At 29.6% G+C, this 18,746-nt stretch carries 26 protein-coding genes and 1 riboswitch; of the genes, 8 read left to right on the top strand and 18 right to left on the bottom strand.

The features are described from left to right. Position 1: 1 nt before the first annotated feature. The 3 genes from ACTTAX_RS03045 to ACTTAX_RS03035 all read left to right on the top strand — a co-directional run bounded on the left by ACTTAX_RS03045 (position 2) and on the right by ACTTAX_RS03035 (position 876). Positions 2–301, top strand: a complete 300-nt coding sequence (locus ACTTAX_RS03045; RefSeq protein ID WP_075506523.1) for an SUF system Fe-S cluster assembly protein — start codon at positions 2–4, stop codon at positions 299–301. Next, entirely contained in the window at positions 301–633 is a 333-nt protein-coding gene (locus tag ACTTAX_RS03040) for a HesB/IscA family protein (protein WP_075506524.1), read from the top strand. Before ACTTAX_RS03045 ends, ACTTAX_RS03040 begins: the two co-directional genes overlap by 1 nt. A 72-nt stretch (positions 634–705) precedes the next feature. Next, positions 706–876 (top strand): hypothetical protein, encoded by a 171-nt coding sequence (locus tag ACTTAX_RS03035; protein WP_428080472.1) that lies wholly within the window; start codon positions 706–708, stop codon positions 874–876. Between the two features lie 7 nt (positions 877–883). On the opposite strand, the gene glnA is transcribed toward ACTTAX_RS03035, so the two are convergent. Next, positions 884–2,290, bottom strand: coding sequence for a type I glutamate--ammonia ligase (gene glnA, locus ACTTAX_RS03030; protein ID WP_440635040.1), 1,407 nt, complete (start codon positions 2,288–2,290; stop codon positions 884–886). A 140-nt stretch (positions 2,291–2,430) separates the two neighbouring features. Between glnA and ACTTAX_RS03025 the strand changes: the two genes are divergently transcribed. Continuing rightward, positions 2,431–2,913 (top strand): YbaK/EbsC family protein, encoded by a 483-nt coding sequence (locus tag ACTTAX_RS03025; RefSeq protein ID WP_440692750.1) that lies wholly within the window; start codon positions 2,431–2,433, stop codon positions 2,911–2,913. Further along, positions 2,910–3,791, top strand: a complete 882-nt coding sequence (locus ACTTAX_RS03020) for a DMT family transporter (RefSeq protein WP_440692748.1) — start codon at positions 2,910–2,912, stop codon at positions 3,789–3,791. Before ACTTAX_RS03025 ends, ACTTAX_RS03020 begins: the two co-directional genes overlap by 4 nt. On the opposite strand, the gene ACTTAX_RS03015 is transcribed toward ACTTAX_RS03020, so the two are convergent. The 3 genes from ACTTAX_RS03015 to ACTTAX_RS03005 all read right to left on the bottom strand — a co-directional run bounded on the left by ACTTAX_RS03015 (position 3,784) and on the right by ACTTAX_RS03005 (position 6,224). After that, positions 3,784–4,689 carry a homocysteine S-methyltransferase family protein gene (locus ACTTAX_RS03015; RefSeq protein WP_440692746.1) on the bottom strand — a complete coding sequence of 302 codons (906 nt, stop codon included), beginning with the start codon at positions 4,687–4,689 and terminating at the stop codon, positions 3,784–3,786. The two genes, ACTTAX_RS03020 and ACTTAX_RS03015, sit on opposite strands and share 8 nt — an antisense overlap. 7 nt (positions 4,690–4,696) lie before the next feature. After that, positions 4,697–4,759, bottom strand: a riboswitch (SAM riboswitch). Between the two features lie 91 nt (positions 4,760–4,850). Beyond that, on the bottom strand, positions 4,851–5,441 hold the full coding sequence (locus tag ACTTAX_RS03010) for a putative 2OG-Fe(II) oxygenase (RefSeq protein WP_440692743.1): 591 nt from the start codon (positions 5,439–5,441) through the stop codon (positions 4,851–4,853). Positions 5,442–5,477: 36 nt separating this feature from the next. Next, a complete protein-coding gene (locus ACTTAX_RS03005) occupies positions 5,478–6,224 on the bottom strand; it encodes a sulfite exporter TauE/SafE family protein (protein ID WP_440692741.1) in 747 nt (248 codons plus the stop codon). Positions 6,225–6,239: 15 nt separating this feature from the next. Here ACTTAX_RS03005 and ACTTAX_RS03000 point away from each other — a divergent pair, with 15 nt between their 5' ends. Next, positions 6,240–6,740, top strand: coding sequence for a molybdenum cofactor synthesis domain-containing protein (locus tag ACTTAX_RS03000; protein ID WP_440692740.1), 501 nt, complete (start codon positions 6,240–6,242; stop codon positions 6,738–6,740). Here the strand turns inward: ACTTAX_RS03000 and ACTTAX_RS02995 are convergent. The 8 genes from ACTTAX_RS02995 to moaA are packed head-to-tail and all read right to left on the bottom strand — an operon-like array spanning position 6,721 to position 11,139. After that, complete coding sequence (locus tag ACTTAX_RS02995) at positions 6,721–7,137, bottom strand: YqaA family protein (RefSeq protein ID WP_440692738.1); 417 nt, start codon at positions 7,135–7,137, stop codon at positions 6,721–6,723. The two genes, ACTTAX_RS03000 and ACTTAX_RS02995, sit on opposite strands and share 20 nt — an antisense overlap. Positions 7,138–7,158: 21 nt before the next feature. Then, on the bottom strand, positions 7,159–7,404 hold the full coding sequence (locus ACTTAX_RS02990) for a DUF1244 domain-containing protein (protein WP_440692736.1): 246 nt from the start codon (positions 7,402–7,404) through the stop codon (positions 7,159–7,161). After that, entirely contained in the window at positions 7,397–7,981 is a 585-nt protein-coding gene (locus tag ACTTAX_RS02985) for a sulfite oxidase heme-binding subunit YedZ (RefSeq protein WP_440692734.1), read from the bottom strand. The genes ACTTAX_RS02990 and ACTTAX_RS02985 overlap by 8 nt, the downstream gene beginning before the upstream one ends. After that, the gene (msrP, locus tag ACTTAX_RS02980) at positions 7,981–8,886 is read right to left on the bottom strand and encodes a protein-methionine-sulfoxide reductase catalytic subunit MsrP (protein ID WP_440692732.1); all 906 of its coding nucleotides are present in this window, start codon (positions 8,884–8,886) and stop codon (positions 7,981–7,983) included. The genes ACTTAX_RS02985 and msrP overlap by 1 nt, the downstream gene beginning before the upstream one ends. Beyond that, positions 8,873–9,325: a molybdopterin synthase catalytic subunit gene (locus ACTTAX_RS02975; protein WP_440692730.1), complete on the bottom strand. Its 453-nt coding sequence runs from the start codon at positions 9,323–9,325 to the stop codon at positions 8,873–8,875. The genes msrP and ACTTAX_RS02975 overlap by 14 nt, the downstream gene beginning before the upstream one ends. After that, on the bottom strand, positions 9,325–9,594 hold the full coding sequence (locus ACTTAX_RS02970; protein WP_262589501.1) for a molybdopterin biosynthesis protein MoeD: 270 nt from the start codon (positions 9,592–9,594) through the stop codon (positions 9,325–9,327). Before ACTTAX_RS02970 ends, ACTTAX_RS02975 begins: the two co-directional genes overlap by 1 nt. 5 nt (positions 9,595–9,599) lie before the next feature. Then, positions 9,600–10,145 (bottom strand): cyclic pyranopterin monophosphate synthase MoaC, encoded by a 546-nt coding sequence (moaC, locus tag ACTTAX_RS02965; RefSeq protein ID WP_440692728.1) that lies wholly within the window; start codon positions 10,143–10,145, stop codon positions 9,600–9,602. A 1-nt stretch (position 10,146) separates the two neighbouring features. Next, entirely contained in the window at positions 10,147–11,139 is a 993-nt protein-coding gene (gene moaA / locus ACTTAX_RS02960; protein ID WP_440692726.1) for a GTP 3',8-cyclase MoaA, read from the bottom strand. 33 nt (positions 11,140–11,172) lie between these two features. Here moaA and ACTTAX_RS02955 point away from each other — a divergent pair, with 33 nt between their 5' ends. After that, a complete protein-coding gene (locus tag ACTTAX_RS02955) occupies positions 11,173–12,012 on the top strand; it encodes a phytanoyl-CoA dioxygenase family protein (protein WP_440692724.1) in 840 nt (279 codons plus the stop codon). A gap of 35 nt (positions 12,013–12,047) precedes the next feature. Here ACTTAX_RS02955 and ACTTAX_RS02950 read toward each other — a convergent pair whose 3' ends face one another. The 4 genes from ACTTAX_RS02950 to ACTTAX_RS02935 form a co-directional block, all read right to left on the bottom strand. After that, entirely contained in the window at positions 12,048–13,010 is a 963-nt protein-coding gene (locus ACTTAX_RS02950; RefSeq protein WP_440692722.1) for an aldo/keto reductase, read from the bottom strand. A gap of 3 nt (positions 13,011–13,013) precedes the next feature. Further along, the gene (locus ACTTAX_RS02945) at positions 13,014–13,856 is read right to left on the bottom strand and encodes an amidohydrolase family protein (protein WP_440651176.1); all 843 of its coding nucleotides are present in this window, start codon (positions 13,854–13,856) and stop codon (positions 13,014–13,016) included. 19 nt (positions 13,857–13,875) lie between these two features. Then, entirely contained in the window at positions 13,876–14,730 is an 855-nt protein-coding gene (locus tag ACTTAX_RS02940) for an SDR family oxidoreductase (protein ID WP_440692720.1), read from the bottom strand. A 74-nt stretch (positions 14,731–14,804) separates the two neighbouring features. Next, a complete protein-coding gene (locus ACTTAX_RS02935) occupies positions 14,805–15,809 on the bottom strand; it encodes a substrate-binding domain-containing protein (protein ID WP_440656426.1) in 1,005 nt (334 codons plus the stop codon). A gap of 142 nt (positions 15,810–15,951) precedes the next feature. Between ACTTAX_RS02935 and ACTTAX_RS02930 the strand changes: the two genes are divergently transcribed. Next, positions 15,952–16,971, top strand: a complete 1,020-nt coding sequence (locus tag ACTTAX_RS02930) for a LacI family DNA-binding transcriptional regulator (protein WP_440692718.1) — start codon at positions 15,952–15,954, stop codon at positions 16,969–16,971. On the opposite strand, the gene ACTTAX_RS02925 is transcribed toward ACTTAX_RS02930, so the two are convergent. Further along, positions 16,972–18,009, bottom strand: a complete 1,038-nt coding sequence (locus ACTTAX_RS02925; RefSeq protein WP_262589493.1) for an ABC transporter permease — start codon at positions 18,007–18,009, stop codon at positions 16,972–16,974. It abuts the gene before it with no gap. Continuing rightward, positions 18,006–18,746, bottom strand: coding sequence for an ATP-binding cassette domain-containing protein (locus ACTTAX_RS02920; RefSeq protein WP_440614594.1), 741 nt, complete (start codon positions 18,744–18,746; stop codon positions 18,006–18,008). Before ACTTAX_RS02920 ends, ACTTAX_RS02925 begins: the two co-directional genes overlap by 4 nt.

The raw sequence follows: 18,746 nt of genomic DNA, 5'->3' as shown, positions 1-18,746 counted from the left end.
TATGTCGAAAAAAGATCAAATTATTGAAGAAATTAGAAAAATTTATGATCCTGAGTTACCAGTGAATATTTATGAACTAGGTTTGATTTATGATATTAAAGTTGAGGATGATAAATTTGCAAAAATTAAAATGACTTTGACTACCCCTAATTGTCCAGTTGCTGAAAGTTTACCTAAAGAAGTTAAAGATGGCGCAATGCAAGTTGAGGGTATTGAGGACGTTGATCTTGAATTAGTTTGGGACCCACCTTGGAATAAGGACATGATGTCAGAAGCTGCAAAACTGGAGCTAAATTTATAATGAATCCAATTATTAAATTAAGTGATAATGCTGCAGAAAGAATTAAAGAAATTATGTCTAATGCAGAAAAAGATTCCTTAGGTGTAAGAGTTTCAGTTAAATCAGGAGGTTGCGCTGGTATGTCTTACGTCATGGAGTATACCAAAGAAGTAAATCCAAATGATGAAGTCATTGAGGAAAAAGGTGTAAAAGTATTTGTCGATTCTGCAGCTATTATGTATTTGCTTGGAACAGAAATGGATTACAAAAAAGAAGAGCTATCCTCTTCATTTGTATTCAATAATCCAAACGAAACAGAGAGATGTGGTTGCGGAGAATCCTTTAAAATCTAGCAAAAGTTGAATATTCCCATTTAACGCATATCAGTATTGCATCATACGCATACCTAGTATATATAACTAGGTATGAATAAATTTGAATTTAAAAATCTTGTTAAAAACCTAAAAGATACAATTAAAGAAAGAACTTTCTTTAAAGATTTACGTAAAGAAGTTGAGACCGGTGCAAACGGTACTCAAGATTACGTTGTTAAAAAAGGTATTAACAAAGATACAATTGCAACAACCAGACAGTAATTAAACACTAACTACTGTAATACATCTCAAACTCTACAGGGTGAGGTGCATGTTCAAATTTATGAATTTCCTCAAACTTAAGAGCTATATAAGCATCGATTTGGTCGTCAGTAAATACACCACCTTGAGTTAAAAACTCTCTATCTTTATCTAAACTTTCCATTGCTTCTCTTAAAGATCCACAAACAGTTGGAATAGCTTTTACTTCTTCTGGTGGTAATTCATATAGATCTTTATCAAAAGACTCACCTGGATGTATTTTATTTTTAATTCCATCGATACCTGCCATTAACATTGCTGCAAACGTTAGGTAAGGATTACCTGCTGCATCTGGAAATCTAATTTCACATCTTGCACCTTTTTTACTTAAAGTAATCGGAATTCTACATGATGCGGATCTGTTTCTCGCAGAGTAAGCTAATAATACTGGTGCTTCAAATCCAGGAATTAATCTTTTGTAACTGTTCGTAGTAGAGTTAGCAAAAGCATTAATTGCTTTAGCGTGTTTTAAAATACCACCAATATAGTGAAGTGCAGTTTCTGAAAGTCCTGCATATGCTTCACCTGAAAATACAGGGGTATCACCTTTCCAAATAGATTGGTGAATATGCATACCTGAACCATTATCACCCGCAACTGGTTTTGGCATGAAGGTTGCAGTTTTTCCAAAAGAATGTGTCACCATTTGAACTACATACTTATAAAGTTGAACGTTATCTGCTTGGTCAACTAAAGTTCCAAAATACATACCAAGTTCATGTTGACTTGGAGCAACTTCATGGTGATGTTTTTCAACTTTGATACCAACTTCTTTTAAGTTTTTTAAATATTCACCACGCATATCTTGTTCACTATCTACAGGTGGCACAGGAAAATAACCTCCTTTGATTTGAGGTCTATGTCCCATATTTCCATTTTCATATTCTTTACCTGAATTATATGGACCTTCTTTACTATCAATTTTAAATCCACTTTCATTCATGTCATTTTTAATTCTTACATCGTCGAAAACAAAAAATTCTGGTTCAGGTCCAAAAAACGCTTTATCACCAATACCTGAAGCTTTTAAATATTCCTCTGCTTTTTTCGCAACTCCTCTTGGATCTCTTTCGTAAGGATCTTTTTTGATTGCATCTAAAATATCACAGAACAAAACTACAGTATTATGAGACGTGAAAGGATCCATGAACATTCTTGCAGTATCAGGTTTTAAAATCATGTCAGATTCGTTAATTGCTTTCCATCCAGCAATAGATGAACCATCAAAAAACACTCCTTCATTAAGCATGTCAGCGTCCACTATTGATGCATCCATAGTTAAATGTTGAAGTTTTCCCCTTGGATCAGTAAATCTTAGATCTACGAATTCTGCTTCTTTTTCTTTAATAAACTTTAAAACGTTTTCTGCACTCATTTTGTCTCCTATGTAATTTTGATGGAGCCTAATTAGCAAAAAAAAGTTAAAAAATAATGCTTATTTAATAAATAACACCTATGCATTTTTTACATAAGTAGTGTATCTACTCAATCAAATTAAAGAATTTAATAAATTCAATGGAATCAATACTAAATAAAGAACCGGTAAAAAGGGCAGAAAAAGCTCTTAAATCATTCGATCAAAATTTAAATGTTATTGTATTAGAAAAAACAGCAAGAACAGCCAATGATGCCGCTACAGCTTTAGGTTGCAACGTTGGTGCCATTGTTAAAAGTTTACTTTTTAGGGCAGGTGACAATTATATATTAAGTTTAGTATCTGGAGACAAACGTTGCTCATTAAATAAATTAAAAAAAATTCTTAATGAAAAAGATGTGTCTATGGCATCTCCTGAAGCCGTTAAAGAAAATACTGGATATACAATTGGAGGAGTGTCACCAGTAGGTCACTTAAAGCAATGTAAAATCTTTATTGATAAAAGTCTTGAGAAATTCCCAGATATATTTGGAGCAGCTGGACATCCAAATGCTGTTTTCAAAATAAATTTTAATAAGTTAATTGAAATAACAAACGGAACACCAGAAGATATTATTGAATGAGAGAACCAAAACTAATTGATTATAGTTTATTAACGTTGCTAGCATTAATTTGGGCATCTGCTTTTTTTAATATTAAAATTGCAACCTATTCATTTGGACCTGTTACGATTGCATTTCTAAGAGTTTTTTTTGGTTCAATTCCAGTTCTACTACTTTGCTTTTACAAACAAATTAAAATCGAGGCATTTTCAAAAGATTGGTGCTGGTTTGCGATGATTGGACTTATAAATTTAGTGGCTCCATTTTTTTTAATAGCATATGGGATTAAATCTGTTCAAAGTAACTTAGCAGCAATTTTAATGTCATCAACTTCACTTAGCTCAGTAGTACTAGGACATTTTTACACCAAAAATGAAAAATTTAATTTAATTAGAACAACAGGAGTTCTAATTGGATTTTCAGGAATAGTTTATTTATTTTCAGATAATTTATTAATTAATGAAAATAACTTTACTTCAGCATTATTAATTTTGTTAGGTGCTACTTGTTATGTGATTGGAGGTCTTTTAACTTTAAAGATAAGTAAGAAAAAAAATGAAAATGTAACCAGTTCAATTTTGATTTGGGCTACTATTATATTATTACCTTTGGTATGTTTAATTGAACAACCTTGGAAAACTGTTCCAAGATTAGATTCTACTTTTTCAGTTATTTATCTTGGGTTGGTATCTACTGGAATTGCTTGGTTATTGAGATTTAGAATTTTAATTAACAATGGTTTAATTTTTCAATCTCAAGTATCTTATTTAATTCCAATATTTGGTACTATTTTAAGTTATATCTTTTTAAAAGAATTGGTTACTACTAAAGTTATAATTTCATTGATAGCAGTTATTATAGGTATCTATTTTGTAAGAAAAGGTACAAAATTTAAATAATGTTTTTTATTGCCTCTATATGTGAAGGGCGAGTTTCACAACATCCACCAAGAATAGTTGCTCCATTTTCTTTAAATTTTTTTGCAAAAATTGATATTTTTTCAGGATCTAAATCTTTTCTTTGACCTAAAAAACTATTAGGGTTGGATCCATCATTGTCTTTATATTGAGAAGTGTAACCACCTATTGGTTTAGTTGTGATAAACCCATTTAATTTAAAACCAAATGGAACTTTAAGTTTTTGAATTTCATCTAAATTATTCTCATAATTTTCAGGTGAAACACATGCTAGAATTACTCCTAGGCAATTTTCAGTAATTATTGAATTAATTGCAGAAATTTTTTCTCCACTTGGTAAAGAGTTTCCTTCAGAAATATGAACCCCAACTAAGTATGGTTTATTAAATTTTTTAATAGCTTCTATTCCACATCTAATTTCTTTGATACTACTCCAAACATCAAAATAGAAAAAATCTACTGAAGGGTTTAGTATTTCTGCTAATTCCAAATGATCTTTTGTGATTTCTTTTTCACTTCTCTTGTCTTCTTCATATGTCAAATCTTGAGGCGGGAGTCCTCCCGCAATCTTAATGTGAGGATTATTTAATTTAGCTTTTTGTGCAATTTCACAGGCTTTCTGATTTAAGAATTTAAATTGATCTTCTATTCCATTTTCTCTCAATCTTTTTCTTCTCGTTGTAAAAGTTGTAGTTACAATTACATCAGCTCCAGATTTAATAAAATCGTTATGAATATCCAGTATTAAGTCGTGGTATTTTTCCTCAATTAAAGCATTTGCACTCCACAAAGTTCCTTTAGGTTCCATACCTCTGGCCAATAATTCTTGACCCATTCCACCATCTAAAATTTTTGTTGTTTTAAAAAAATCCTTATTCATTTTATCCTCACTTTTTTAGTGCTTAAGCTAAATGCAGGTGCACAATATAGTTCAACTACCTTGCTAATTAGATCTATTGGGAATTTCCATTTTAGCAGTTTATGCCCGCAATAGGATCAAATCGGCAATTAGATTTATATAATATTATTAAAAATTGTAAATTATTTATTAAAAATTATTTTAGCATTGAAAGAAAACGATCTTCTTTCTTCCTCAATATTAAAGGGGTAGGCTGTATGCATTAAGTAATTGGGAAACATTAAAAGATCACCTGTTTTTGGTATCAAATTAAAAATACTTTTTGAAAGAAAAGCTCTTTGCCCATTAATAAAATCAATTGTTCCATTTGTTCTTATTTTTTTATTTTTAACATTTTTATTTTTTGTCATATGTTTTGGAATTTTTAAATAACCAACACCTGATAAGTCTCCTTCATGATAATGTATAGGATTATACTCATTTTTGTATTGGCTAACGACCCATAGGTTTAAAATTTTAATTTCTTTAATTTTTTTAATATTTTCTTTGGTTAGAAAAATTTTAATATTTTTTATTAATTCTTTTTCCAAATTTTTTTTTATAAAACTTTTAGAAATTTGAACTTCTTTTCTAATTTGACTTGCTAATTTTGAACTATAATCATTTGATTTTGAGAAGATTTTTGTATCAACTTCTTTGTTAAGTTTTTCTAAAAATTTTTTAGAAATTTTAGATTTTCCTATTGAAGGCCCAAATGGTTTAAAATTTTTCATGAGAGATTAAATATATCAAAAAATAATTAATTCAACTTATGCTATAAGTGTTATGCCCATTCTTATAGCAACAAAAATTACTAGACATGCAGTCATTAGAGCTAATATTTTGTTAGACAGGAATTTTATATTTAAAAAACTTCCAATTTGGCCACCAATTAAGACAGCAATAAATAGTGGCCAGTAATTTAAAAATTCGTTAAAGACTATATCCTTTGTTAATTGTCCTCCTATGCCAAAAATTGAATTTACTAAAATAAATAAGGATGCAGTACTTGTTATATGTTTTGGAAGCCCTGCTTTCATCAAAAATAAAATAGGACTTAAAAATATACCACCACCAATACCAACCAAACCAGACATTAAACCAATTATTGATCCTATTAATATTGATAAAACTAGGGGTGTTTTTTTAATTTCAATTTTTTGTTTGTTAAAGGATTTGCTTTCAATAAGTAAAAAAATTCCAGCTAATATTAAAATGAAGAAAAGTAAAATCTCAAATAAATTTTTGTCAATCGAGATAGATGCTCCGATAAAAGCAAAAGGTATAGAACCAATTAAATAAGGGTAAAGTAAATTAAAATTAATATTCTTTGATTTTAAAAAATTTATAGAATTTCCAGATACTACGATAATATTACAAATCAAAGCTAAAATTGGAAAAATATAGTAAGGGAGATCCCAAATTAAAAGTAATGCAAGATAAGTAGAGCCACCACCAAATCCTATGCTTGAATATAATACTGCAGTTATAAAAAAAAATATTGTAAGTATAATCATTAAAAAAATTTATTTATGATTGTAAATATAGCTTTACTAACTGTAACAGATACAAGAACAATTGATAACGATAAATCTGGTGCGATCTTGGTTGAAAAAATTAAAGAGGCCAATCATCAATTAATTGACAGAAAAATTTGTAAAGATAATAAAGAAGATATAGTTGAAATTCTAAAAGATTGGACTAATCATAAAGATATTGATGTTATCATTACAACTGGTGGCACAGGTTTAACTGGAAGAGATATTACACCCGAAGCTGTTGATGAAATAGCAGATAAACATATTCCAGGATTTGGCGAAGTTTTTAGGACTATTAGTTTAAAAACAGTTGGTACGTCTTCAATTCAATCTAGAGCTTGTGCAGTTCTATCAAATGGTAAATACATATTTGCCTTACCAGGATCCTCAGGAGGAGTAACAGATGCTTGGGACGGTATCCTTAAACATCAATTAGATATTAATCATAAACCTTGTAATTTTGTTGAATTGTTTCCTAGATTAAAAGAGAAATAAAAAAATATCTCATTATTTTTCCAAAACTCACAAGCAATAAAAAAATTAAAAATTTAATTCTCATCGTTCCAGCAATAAAAGTAATAGGGTCACCAATAATTGGTACCCACGCAAATAACAAAGACCATTTACCATACTTTGTAAACCACCTGGATGATTTATCAATTTGTGTTTTAGTAAAAGGAAACCATTTTTTATCTTGAAATTTCAAGAAATAAATTCCTAGAAACCAATTGAAGATAGATCCTAAAATATTTCCAAAACTTGCAAAAAATATTAACAAAAATTTGTTGTAAGTTTCTGATAACAGATAAGTTGCTAATATAGCCTCAGATGAAAAAGGAAGTATTGTTGCAGCTAAAAACGAAACAATAAATAGACTTAAATAGGCAAACATTAACTAGAATTGAATAGAAAGTTACTTCTGGTATTTTTCTTTCCATTGAGAGTAGGGCATTCCATAAATATGCTGCCTTGCATCAGGATCTGATATTTCTACTCCTTTTTTTTCAGCTTCTTCTCTATACCATCTAGACAAACAATTTCTGCAAAATCCAGCTAAATTCATTAAATCAATGTTTTGAACATCTTTTCTTTCATCTAAATGTTTCATTAATCTTTCAAGTGTAGCTGATTGAATTTCTTTTTTTAGATTATCATCCATAATTTACGTTCCTATTTTTAATTTTAATTCTTAAAGCAAGTAAAACAAGTATTATTACCAAATATACTAGTGGTCTAAAAAAAATTGTTTTAGATAACCATATATAATGAAGGGCTCCAAATATCGCTATTACGTAAATTAATCTGTGTAATTTTTTCCAATTGTTTTTAAGCAACTTCATCATCATTTGAGAAGACGTAATTGCCAATGGAAGTAGTAATACCCATGCTGCAAATCCAATAAAGATGTATTTTTTTTTCAGAACATCATCAATTATCGGCCGTAAATTAAATCTATAATCTATACCTACGTAAGTAAGGAGATGAAGAGATGCATAAAAAAAAACAAACAATCCCAACATTCTTCTAAAACTTATCCAAATATTTAAATTAGTTAGCCTTTTAAGTGGCGTCATACTTAATGTTAGACAGATAAATATTAAAGTCCACTCTCCAGTAAAATGAGTAATTTCTTTTACAGGTTCTGGCCCAAGTTTATTGAAGTATATTTTGTAAAAAATTAATAAAAAAGGAATTGTACTTAAAATAAATACACCTGGTTTAAAATATTTTCTCATTAAAAATATTTTTTTAGATCCATCCCTGTATATAAATTTGCAACTTCATCTCCGTAACCATTAAACATGATCGTTTTTACTCTTGGCACCCAAATATCTTTACCAATTATTCTTTCTGTTGCTTGAGACCATCTAGGATGATCTACATTAGGATTAACATTAGAGTAAAATCCATATTCTCGTGGAGATGCCCACATCCATGATGAAGTCGGCATTTTTTCTACAAATTTTATCTTAACAATTGCTTTTGCACTTTTGAAACCATACTTCCAAGGGATAAATATTCTCAGAGGCGCTCCATTTTGATTTGGAAGCTTTTTACCATACAAACCTGTTACAACTGTAGTTAAAGGGTGCATTGCTTCATCAATTCTTAATCCTTCTTTATAAGGCCAATTCAAAACCGGATATCTTTGACCTTTCATTTGTTCAGGATCATAAACACTTTCAAATTCAACATACTTTGCTTTGCTAGTTGGGTTTACTTTTGACAATAATTTACTTAACGAAAAACCCATCCATGGAATAACCATTGACCATCCTTCCACACATCTTAATCTGTATATTCTTTCCTCAGATACAAATGCCTCAGTTATTTCTTCCATAGAAATTTTGATAGGTTTTTCAACTTCACCCTCAATACTTATTGTCCATGGTGATGTTTTAAAATTTTGTGAATTAACATAAGGATCACTCTTTGAAGTACCGAACTCATAATAATTATTATAAGTTGTTATATCTTTATAACTTGTAAGTTCATTTCTATCATCAGCTTGAGTTTGACTTGCAAAAGGAATTGTAGCTACCGCTAAAGAACTTGCACCATACCCAAGAGATTTAATAAATGATCTTCTATTTTTATAAATTTTTTCAGGTGTAATTTCTGAGTATTTAATTTTTTTCATGAATAATAGGATTTCCTTTTAACCAATCACTTTGATTATTTGTATAATGTTCTTTTTTCCATATAGGAGACCTTTTTTTAATTTCTTCTATTATATATCTTGATAATACATAAGCCTCATCTCTATGTTTGCATGCAACTGCTATAATAATACTAATTTCACCTAAATTTAAGTAACCTTTGGCATGTTCAATAAAAACACTCTTATTCTTTATATTTAGTTTTTTTTCAGCTTCACTATAAATTTCTTCAAAACTTTTTATTACCAAAGCATCATGACTGTCGTATGTAATACCTAAAACACTTTTATTATTATTTTGATTACGAACTGTCCCACTAAAAATTAATGAAGCTCCAAAATCATTAGATGCTATAAATTTTTCAGCATCAATTAATGATAATTTTTTAACTTTACTATCTACAATGTCAGTATGAAGCATTAACCTCCTCCAATTGGAGGTATGATACCAATTTTTTCATTATTTGTGATTTTATAATTGTCGCTAACAATATTATTTTTTTCCGAACAAAAAGCTGAAGAGTTAATGATTTTTATATAATTTTCATTTCCATTAAATTTCTGATCTACATATTGAATTATTTTATTCCTTATATCCTTGATTGTTGTTTTTTGACCCAGATCTAGTTCTAATAAATTTTGGTCATTAAAATCTCTAGCAGCTCCAAACAACTCAATTTTAACTTTCATAAAGTTTAGAAAAAATCTTTTAAAAAATTCGGAATTCCATCTGGATTTTTCCATAATCCAGTTTTTCCACCTTCTTTAATTAATAATTTTACATTATCTATTTTTAGATGAGGATTTACAATTTTGCTTAAATCGTAAATTGTAATCAGAGCTGTATTTACACCCATTATTGCTTCCATCTCTACACCTGTTTTGGCATAGGTGGAAACCACACAGTATACTTCTAGTGAACTATCTTCTACATTCATTATGATTTTAGTAGCCGTATGATCTATTGGAAGAGGATGACACAAAGGTATTAATTCACTTGTTTTTTTAACACCTAATACTGCCGAAACTTCTGCTAAAGTAATTGGATCACCCTTAGGCATCTTTTTACTTTTAATAAGTTCAAATACCTCTTTGCCAACATAAATTTTTCCTGATGCCAAAGCTCTACGGAATGTTTCTTTTTTTTCAGAAACATCAATCATTTTAAATGAATTTTTTTTAAAAATTTCTTTTGCCCAGTTTTTTAAATCGTTGTTAGTTACAATCTTTAAATTTTTCATCTTATCCACCTGTTGTTGATAGATTTTTTGTTAATCCTGTTTCTCCTATTTCTAAATAGTGAGATTCTTTTTTATAATTTAATTGTTTCAAAATTAAATCTTTCAGTTCTTCAGTTTGGTCATCTCTTTGCATCAAGTGTCTAATATTTATTCCAGTATTTCCAAATAAACACAATCTTAAATCACCCTTGGCAGTTATTCTTAGTCTATTACAACTCTTACAAAAATCTTTTGAGTAGGGTGCAATAACACCAAATTTTCCTTTGTATTCAGGATTTATATAATTCTTTGAAGGACCAGCATCTTTACCAAATGTTTGAATCACCCAATTATTATTATTTAAATAATCTGTAAATTTATTTGCAGACACATGATACTGATTAAAATAATCTAAATTATCTCCAGTTTGCATTAATTCTATATATCTAAAATCAATTTGATTATTTTTTATAAAATTAGCCCAACTTTTAAAATCTTCTTCTTTATCATTAACGCCTTTAAGAAGGACTGCATTAACTTTAATATTTTTAAAATTTAGTTTTTGTAATTTTTTAATTCCTTCTAAAATTTCATTTAATCTATCATGTCCAGTAATTTTTCTAAAAGTCTTTGGATCAAGACTATCAATACTTATATTTATACCATCAAGACCACTCTTATTTAAATCATCTGCAATTCTATCTAAGTGATATCCATTAGTAGTAATTACAGTTTTTTTAATACCTGAATTTTTTTTAATTATTTTAATTATATCCAAAAAATCTTTTCTAACGGTAGGTTCTCCTCCAGTTAATCTTATTTTAGATACACCTAATTCTGATAAAGCTTTTGCAAGTCTTCCAATTTCTTCTTTAGTGATAAAGGTTCTGTTATCACTTTTATCAATTTTATAACCATTAGGTAAACAGTAGCCACATTTAAAATTACACACATCAGATATTGACAATCTTATGTATGGAAACCTCCGCCCAAAACTATCTTTGAGAATATTCATATGATATATTGAGTATTATTTCTTAAATAATCTATGAGTCAAATTTTAAATGATAATGAGATCAAACTATTTAAAAGAGATGGAGCGGTATTTTTAAGAAATAAATTTGATATCAAATGGATTGAGCTTTTAAGATCTGGAATAAATAAAGCAAAAAATAATCCAAGCCCCAGGTTTACTAATCATACCACAGATTCAAATTTACCTTGTTATTTAGAGGATTTTTGGACATGGAACTTACATAAAGAATTTGAGAATTTTGTTTTTAATTCACCTACAGCTAAAATTGCCTCTGAATTACTAGATGCTAAGCAGATTAATTTGGTAATGGATAATTGGTTTTTTAGAGAAGCTGGCTCTACATCTAAACCACCATTTCATCATGATATTTCTTATTTTGATTTTGAAGGTTCCATGTGTGTTTTGTGGATACCTCTTGAACCAGTAAGAAAAGAAGATTCTATAGCTTGGATAAAAGGCTCTCATTTGTGGGATAAATTATTTCTAAGAACTCGTTTTAAAGACGGCCATAAAGTTGATGGAGCAGAAGGAGTTGTGAATGGTGTTAAGTATGAATTAACCCCAGATATAATTTCTAATAAAGAAAATTATGAGTTTTTAGAATGGGATTTAGAAGTAGGAGATTGTGTATATTTCGATATTAGAACTTTGCATGGAGCTTTACACGAAACTACTCCAAAATCAGATATAAATAGATTTACACTTAGAATGGCGAAAGAAAATTCAAAAATAATTTATAGAGGTGATTGGGCTAGAGAAGAAAGATCAATTATGGAAGCTAATGGATATAAAAACGGTGATGATTTAAGTGGTAAAATGTTTCCAACCCTTTATGAAATTAATTCAAATTAATTATAAAATCTATTTGTCTTAAATTTTTTTAAAATTTAACCTGGAGTATATGTTCTCTCAGACTCTGGATCTTTAGTTGAGTAAGGTAATTTTAAAACTTCATTCCAAAATTCTTCTGGAATATCTGTTTCAGCCCATGAAATATTTTTCTCAATACTCTGAACACTAGTAACACCACAAATAGTAGATGTTATTCTTTTATCTTTCATAGAAAATTGTAAAGCTGCAGCACCCATTTCAACATTATATTTCTTACAAACTTTTTCTATTTCTCTAGCAGGTGCAAGTTTTTCTTCAGTAGCATCCTGGTAAGTTATTTTTTTAAAATTACTTGGACCTTTTGCCAAAACACCACCCGCGTAAGGGGCAGCGTTGAAAATAGATATATTTTTACTATGAGCATAACTGTACATTTCATCTGCTTCTCTATTTAACAAAGTGTATCTGTTGTGATTTATTATGACATCAAAGTCCCACTTTCTTAAGATAGGGAACATAATATCTATTCTTCCCATAGCTAAACCAACTGCTTTTGCCAAACCTTCCTCTTTAATTTTAAACAATTCATCCAATGCCCCATCTTTTTTAGTTACATCATTTATATCTTTTACGTATTCTGGGTCATGAAGAAATAAAATGTCTACAGAATTAACGTTTAAAGCTTTTAAACTTTCTTCAACAGACTCCCTTGTTCTTTTTTTATCAAGAACTAATGTATCCATATTTCTATCGATTTTAGTTGATAAAACAAAGTTTTCTGGCCATCCACCATTTTCTTTTATTGCTATACCAATTCTTTTTTCACTTTCTCCCATTGCATAATTTCTTGAAGTATCAAGCATATTTACAGGACCTTGAAAAAATCTTTTTAGTGTTTCCTGAGCTCTTTGTTCAGGTACTTCATAACCGTAAGTATCTGGCATACTACCCAAAGAAGATGTTCCAAAACTCAATTCAGTGACTTCAACACCAGTATTTTTGATTTTATTTTTTTTCATAAATTATATTTTAAGTTTATAAAACTTTTTTGCATTATTATAAAAGATGTTTTGTTTTTCATCTATACTTAAATCTTTAAGTAAATTTGTTGCTGCATTATACCATCCTGAATAATTTGTTCTTAAGTTACAGACAGGCCAATCAGATCCCCACAAAATTTTTTTATCAGTAAATAGATTTAATATCTCATCTACATATGGTTTTAGATCTTGCTCAGTCCAATTTTCGCAGGCTTCTGTGACCATTCCAGAAAATTTACAATATACATTTTCTAGCTTAGATAATTTGTTCATACCTTTTTGCCAATGAATAAATTCTTCTTGTTTATTATTACAGATTTTTGGTTTCATTAAATGATCTATGATAAATCTTAGAGAAGGATATTTTGTAGCAATTTTGTAAAAATTTTCTAAGTGCACTGGAAATCCTAGTGCATCAAAGCTTAAATCTAAATTAATTATATTTTTAAAAAAAGTATCAAAATTTTTATTTAAAACCCAATTTTCATCTGGAATATCTTGTATCATAGGTCTTACTCCAAGAAATTTAGGATGTTTTGAGAAAATTTTTAATTGTTCTAATTGATTTTGGTCTTCAAAATTCACCCAACCAATAACTCCACAAACTAAATCAGAACCTTCAGCAATATTTAACATATATTCAGTTTCTGCATTAGTTGCTGCAGCTTGAACTAAAACAGTTTTGTGTAAATCTATTGAGTCAGAAACTTGAATTAAATCTTTAACTTCATATTTTTGATTTAATATTGGATTGTCTTTTGGCATCCAATGATAATCACCCCTTGAAGGATCCCAAAAATGTTGATGTGAATCAATAACTTTCATAAGTTATTATAAATTAGGTTCACTCTCCCAAAATGCTTTCATCTAAAATCTTAGTGTCATATGCTGAATAAGAATGCCATCCTGCAACTGTTTGATCAAAATCAACAATACTTCCAGTCATAATACCCGACTCATCTGAGCACAAGAAAGCTAAGATCTTAGCAACATCCAAAGGTTTGTTTAATCTTTTAAATGGAACTTTGGCTTCAGCTTTTTTTAGCCAGTCATCATCTGCATTATGAAATTTTTTTTGAATTACTGTTTCTGCTGGCGTATCTGTCCAACCTAAATTTACACCATTCACTCTTATTTGGTGCCCAGATACTGAATTTGCAACATTTTTAATCATTATAGCTAATGCTGCTTTAGAAGAGCTGTAAGCAGTTAAGAAAGGCATACCACTATATCCAGCCATTGATAAAATATGAGCAATAGTTCCTTTTTTTTTATCCCTAATCATTATTTTTATAACATCTTGCATCATAAAAAGTGGAGCTTTCACATTTACATTAAAATTTTTGTCATAATTTTCCTCTGTTGTACTTAAAATTGTTCCTCTCTCAGTAAAAGCAGCAACATTAATAAAACTATCTACAGTATTAAATTTTTTATCAGTCTCAGAAATTATTTTTTTACAATCTTCAAGTTTTTCTAAATCTGCTTGAACGTATAAGCATTCCGCACCTATACTTTCTATTTCAGATTTTACTTTGTTTCCTTTCTCTTTATTCCTTCCACAGATAGTTATTCCTTTAGCACCTCTGCTTGCAAGCAATTTTGCTGTCTCAGCTCCACTACCTTGAGTACTTCCTGTTACAATTATTATTTTATTTTTAAACTGGTTAGCTAGATCAGATATATATTTATTAGTCATAAAATTTTAAGTTATACAGATAACTAAGCCCAATATAAAATTGGGCTTAGAAATTTTTAAGAAGAATAATGATTTTATCCTGCAATACAAGATCCAATGTTTGGTTTCATACAAACATCAAGACCTGTATAGATTGCTTTTAGTGATGGGTTGTCAAATTTTAATGCTTTACCATCTACTATGTCTTTAAGAACATACATAGCTTTATAGCCCATCATATATGGCTGTTGACCTACTTGACCATGAGTTCTTCCAGCATCTAAATCTTCCATTTGCATTGGAAGAGTGTCTGCAATTACAACAGCAGTTTTCATAGAACTAATTCTATCTGCATGCTTTTCAGCAACTCTTCTGAAAGCTTTAGATACGAATTGAGGAAAACCCCCAGTTGGTACAAATGCTGTTAGGTTTGGATGTTTTGCAAAGATATCTTCCATTTGTTGTACAGAAAGAGGGAAATCATCGTTCGTGTACAGAGGACATCCGCTAGCTTCAGTCCATCCATTTTCACCTTTAAGAGCCGCACTAGGATAAGTTCCTGAGTCTGCTCTTCCAGCAATAGTGTCTCTTATTCCTGACATTCTTTCATTGTGGTTTGCAGCTGCAGCACCACCAGATTGTATACAAATTTCACCACCGTTAGGTTTTAACATCATAACGATTTGCGCAAGGTATACACCAATGTCATAGTTTTTTGTTCCAACATAAGCTGCTCTTAAACCAGCATCTTTAGTTAAAAGATCTGAGTCCCAAGTAATGATTGGAATATCTGTTCCTTTAACAGCTTTTGCCATTGCAGCCGCATTAGAAGATGCAACAGCAATTCCATCAACACCTTTAGCAATTAAATCTTGAACAATTTGCACTTGTTCTTGTTCAGTATGCTCTCCAGGTCCAATGTATAAACATTCTATCCCGCCAATTTCTTTCTCAGCAACTTTACAACCATCTCTCGCTAAATCAAAAAACGGGTTGTTCATAGCTTTTGGAACTAATGCAAAAACTTTATCAGCTGCATATGAAATTCCAGAAATTGATACAAAAATAAATGCTAACATTGCAATTATTGTTTTTCTCATATTTCTCTCTCTCTTAGTTAGTTAATTTAATAAACAGATACTATTTAGAATGTTTTTACGTTTCAAGTAAAATGATGTTATTCAACTAAAAAGTGATACATCAAATGATTGATTTTACATCAATAAATGTTACGATGTTTATATGAAAAATCATTGGAAAAATGTCTCTATTAAGAAAATTTCTGAGGAATCAGGATATGGTACAGCCACTGTAGATAGAGTTTTAAATAACAGAAAAGGGGTGAGTAAAAAAACTAAAGATAAAATTATAAAAATTTTAAATAACCTTCGAAACGGAAATAATACAAATCAAACTAAAAATATTTTAATTTGTTGTCAATCAGGACCTTCATACAATAAGACTCTTGAGGAGAGCTTAGATAATATTAATAATGAAATTTATAAGTTTAATTTAATAAAACATTTTATTCCTGCAAAAGAATTTAAACCCAGTCAATTTGTTAAAATTTTAAGAGAAACTTCAAATTTTGATGCAGTGATTATAGTTTCACAAGAGGACCAAAATATAAATAACGAGCTAAGTAAAATTACGAGTGAAGGAAAACCTGTGATTACATTAACAACTGATTTTCCAAATTCGAACAGAGTAGCTTATATTGGTAACAATCAATCTAATGCTGGATCGACTGCTGCAAGTATAATTGGAAAAAATGTTGGTAAAAGATCAGGTTCAATTTTGATGGTCATGAGTATGCCATATAGGTGTCAACAGGAAAGAGAACTGGGTTTTAGAAAAGTATTAAGATCAGAATTTCCAAATCTTAAAATCAAAGAAAGTGTTTTTAATTTAGATACATCGGAACAAAGTTATAAATATGTAAAAAGATATATTAAAGAAAATGGACCACCTTTAGGAATTTATAATATTGCTGGAGGAAATTTAGGTGTCGCTAAAGCAATTAGTGAAATGAATGTAAAAGATCATATTATATTTGTAGGTCATGAACTAAATAAAAATTCTAAAAATCTTTTAGAAAATGATAAAATGGATTTTGTTATAGGCCACGATGTTGAATTAGAGATCAAAGTTGCATTTGATAAAATTTTAGATTTTGAGAAAAATCCAGATAATCAAAATTCTTTTTTTTCAGATATATTAATTTTCAATAGATATAATTGTATGGATAAAAAAGTTTATTAACTAATTCTTTTTATTCTTAACTTTTTCTAACCAAACTGCACCTACGATAAATATTCCTAAAAATGTTCCTTGCCAATAAGGGTCAATACCAGCCATTAGAAGACTGTTTCTAATTGTTTCCATTAATGCAGCACCAATAAATGCTCCAAAAGTACCACCAACACCACCCATTAAGTTAGCACCACCAATAACTGTTGCTGCAATAACTCTTAATTCATAAGTATAACCTAAAGCATTAGTTACAGAGCCCATCCATCCAACTATCATAACAGCAGAAATTGCAGCAAATAGTCCACTGATCATGTAGACTGACATTTCAATCCATCTTGTATTAATTCCAGATAATTCAGCAGCTTTTTTATTACTACCAACCGCAAAAACATGTTTGCCATATGAGGTATATTTCAATACTAAACCCATAACTATCGTAAGAAATATTAATAACCAAGTTGCGTTAGCAAGACCTAGCATTGAACCTCCTCCAATTTCATAAAACATTTCATCTTTAGGTCCAAATTCATAAAACATTTTATTGTTTGAGACTACTAAAGCTAAACTTCTTGCAGCAGCCATCATTCCTAAAGTGACTACAAAAGGAGAAAGTTTAACATAAGCAATTAGATATCCATTTACTGCACCAATTAATGTACCAGCAAGTAAAGCTAAAATTATTGATACCCAAACATAAACTCCTTCAAAATATGAGGCTTTGGAATACCATTCAGGTAAAAATTGAGCATCCAAAAATAAACCACATATAACTCCTGTAACACCCATTATTGACCCTACAGACAAATCTATCCCAGCAGTAATAATCACAAATGTCATTCCAATTGCCATTATTCCGATGAAAGAAAAGTTTCGTGTAATATTAAAAAGATTATCTTTGCTAGAGAAAGCATCTTCTACAAAAAACATAATAAAACAAATCCCAAATAAAGCTATTGTTACCCAAAAAGATTGTTCAGAAACAAGTTTTTGTAATAAATTTTTTTCAGTCTTAGAGATTATTTCCTGATTAAATTTTACTGAACTCATACTCTATCTATTGCTCCTGTAATTAAGCCTGTCGCTTCTTCTGTAGAAGAATCTTTTATATTTTTTTCGCAAACTTTTTCACCTCGTCTTAATACTACTAGCTTGTCGCATACTTCAAATATATCTGGCATTCTGTGACTAATTAACATCACTGCTATTCCTTGATCTTTTAATCTTTTTATAAGATCTAATACTTCAGCAACTTGCCTAACACTAATTGCTGCTGTTGGTTCATCCATTAAAACTAATTTAGGATTTGTAAGTCTTGTCCTTGCAATAGCCACAGCCTGTCTTTGTCCACCAGACATTTGCATAACTAAATCTTTTGGTCGAGTTTCGGATTTAAGTTCCTCAAATAATTCAGAGGATTTTTTAAACATTGCAGGATAATCCAAATACTTAAATGGCCAAATACCTTTTTGTATCTCTCTACCTAGAAAAACATTAGATGCTGCAGTTAAATGATTACAAAGAGCTAAGTCTTGATAAACTACCTCAATACCAGATTTTCTTGCATCTATTGGTTTTTCAAATGACACAGTATTATTTTCAAACTTTATTTCACCATTTGAAGGTTTAAAATTACCAGCTATTATTTTTAGTAGTGTAGATTTACCTGCTCCATTATCACCCATTAATCCTACAGTTTCAGCTTCTTTAATATCAAAACTAACCCCTGTTAAAGCCTGTATGGCTCCAAAATTTTTTTCTATATTATTTAAAGAAAGAATGCTCAT

The organism is Candidatus Pelagibacter sp. HIMB1695 (assembly GCF_052047655.1).
Taxonomy (GTDB): Bacteria; Pseudomonadota; Alphaproteobacteria; order Pelagibacterales; family Pelagibacteraceae; genus Pelagibacter.
This window is presented reverse-complemented; position numbering and strand designations above follow the sequence as displayed.

Excerpts from the sequence above, each read along its gene's own strand:
- ACTTAX_RS02925 (WP_262589493.1), bottom strand. The coding sequence starts at position 18,009 with ATGAGTTCAGTAAAATTTAATCAGGAAATAATCTCTAAGACTGAAAAA.
- ACTTAX_RS02950 (WP_440692722.1), bottom strand. The coding sequence starts at position 13,010 with ATGAAAAAAAATAAAATCAAAAATACTGGTGTTGAAGTCACTGAATTG.
- ACTTAX_RS03020 (WP_440692748.1), top strand. The coding sequence starts at position 2,910 with ATGAGAGAACCAAAACTAATTGATTATAGTTTATTAACGTTGCTAGCA.
- ACTTAX_RS02970 (WP_262589501.1), bottom strand. The coding sequence starts at position 9,594 with ATGAAAGTTAAAATTGAGTTGTTTGGAGCTGCTAGAGATTTTAATGAC.
- glnA (WP_440635040.1), bottom strand. The coding sequence starts at position 2,290 with ATGAGTGCAGAAAACGTTTTAAAGTTTATTAAAGAAAAAGAAGCAGAA.
- ACTTAX_RS03040 (WP_075506524.1), top strand. The coding sequence starts at position 301 with ATGAATCCAATTATTAAATTAAGTGATAATGCTGCAGAAAGAATTAAA.
- ACTTAX_RS03010 (WP_440692743.1), bottom strand. The coding sequence starts at position 5,441 with ATGAAAAATTTTAAACCATTTGGGCCTTCAATAGGAAAATCTAAAATT.
- ACTTAX_RS02955 (WP_440692724.1), top strand. The coding sequence starts at position 11,173 with ATGAGTCAAATTTTAAATGATAATGAGATCAAACTATTTAAAAGAGAT.
- ACTTAX_RS02935 (WP_440656426.1), bottom strand. The coding sequence starts at position 15,809 with ATGAGAAAAACAATAATTGCAATGTTAGCATTTATTTTTGTATCAATT.
- ACTTAX_RS02940 (WP_440692720.1), bottom strand. The coding sequence starts at position 14,730 with ATGACTAATAAATATATATCTGATCTAGCTAACCAGTTTAAAAATAAA.
- ACTTAX_RS03005 (WP_440692741.1), bottom strand. The coding sequence starts at position 6,224 with ATGATTATACTTACAATATTTTTTTTTATAACTGCAGTATTATATTCA.
- ACTTAX_RS02985 (WP_440692734.1), bottom strand. The coding sequence starts at position 7,981 with ATGAGAAAATATTTTAAACCAGGTGTATTTATTTTAAGTACAATTCCT.
- ACTTAX_RS03045 (WP_075506523.1), top strand. The coding sequence starts at position 2 with ATGTCGAAAAAAGATCAAATTATTGAAGAAATTAGAAAAATTTATGAT.
- ACTTAX_RS02975 (WP_440692730.1), bottom strand. The coding sequence starts at position 9,325 with ATGCTTCATACTGACATTGTAGATAGTAAAGTTAAAAAATTATCATTA.
- moaA (WP_440692726.1), bottom strand. The coding sequence starts at position 11,139 with ATGAATATTCTCAAAGATAGTTTTGGGCGGAGGTTTCCATACATAAGA.
- moaC (WP_440692728.1), bottom strand. The coding sequence starts at position 10,145 with ATGAAAAATTTAAAGATTGTAACTAACAACGATTTAAAAAACTGGGCA.
- msrP (WP_440692732.1), bottom strand. The coding sequence starts at position 8,886 with ATGAAAAAAATTAAATACTCAGAAATTACACCTGAAAAAATTTATAAA.
- ACTTAX_RS03015 (WP_440692746.1), bottom strand. The coding sequence starts at position 4,689 with ATGAATAAGGATTTTTTTAAAACAACAAAAATTTTAGATGGTGGAATG.
- ACTTAX_RS03035 (WP_428080472.1), top strand. The coding sequence starts at position 706 with ATGAATAAATTTGAATTTAAAAATCTTGTTAAAAACCTAAAAGATACA.
- ACTTAX_RS02945 (WP_440651176.1), bottom strand. The coding sequence starts at position 13,856 with ATGAAAGTTATTGATTCACATCAACATTTTTGGGATCCTTCAAGGGGT.
- ACTTAX_RS02920 (WP_440614594.1), bottom strand. The coding sequence starts at position 18,746 with ATGAGCATTCTTTCTTTAAATAATATAGAAAAAAATTTTGGAGCCATA.
- ACTTAX_RS02995 (WP_440692738.1), bottom strand. The coding sequence starts at position 7,137 with ATGTTTGCCTATTTAAGTCTATTTATTGTTTCGTTTTTAGCTGCAACA.
- ACTTAX_RS03025 (WP_440692750.1), top strand. The coding sequence starts at position 2,431 with ATGGAATCAATACTAAATAAAGAACCGGTAAAAAGGGCAGAAAAAGCT.
- ACTTAX_RS03000 (WP_440692740.1), top strand. The coding sequence starts at position 6,240 with ATGATTGTAAATATAGCTTTACTAACTGTAACAGATACAAGAACAATT.
- ACTTAX_RS02930 (WP_440692718.1), top strand. The coding sequence starts at position 15,952 with ATGAAAAATCATTGGAAAAATGTCTCTATTAAGAAAATTTCTGAGGAA.
- ACTTAX_RS02990 (WP_440692736.1), bottom strand. The coding sequence starts at position 7,404 with ATGGATGATAATCTAAAAAAAGAAATTCAATCAGCTACACTTGAAAGA.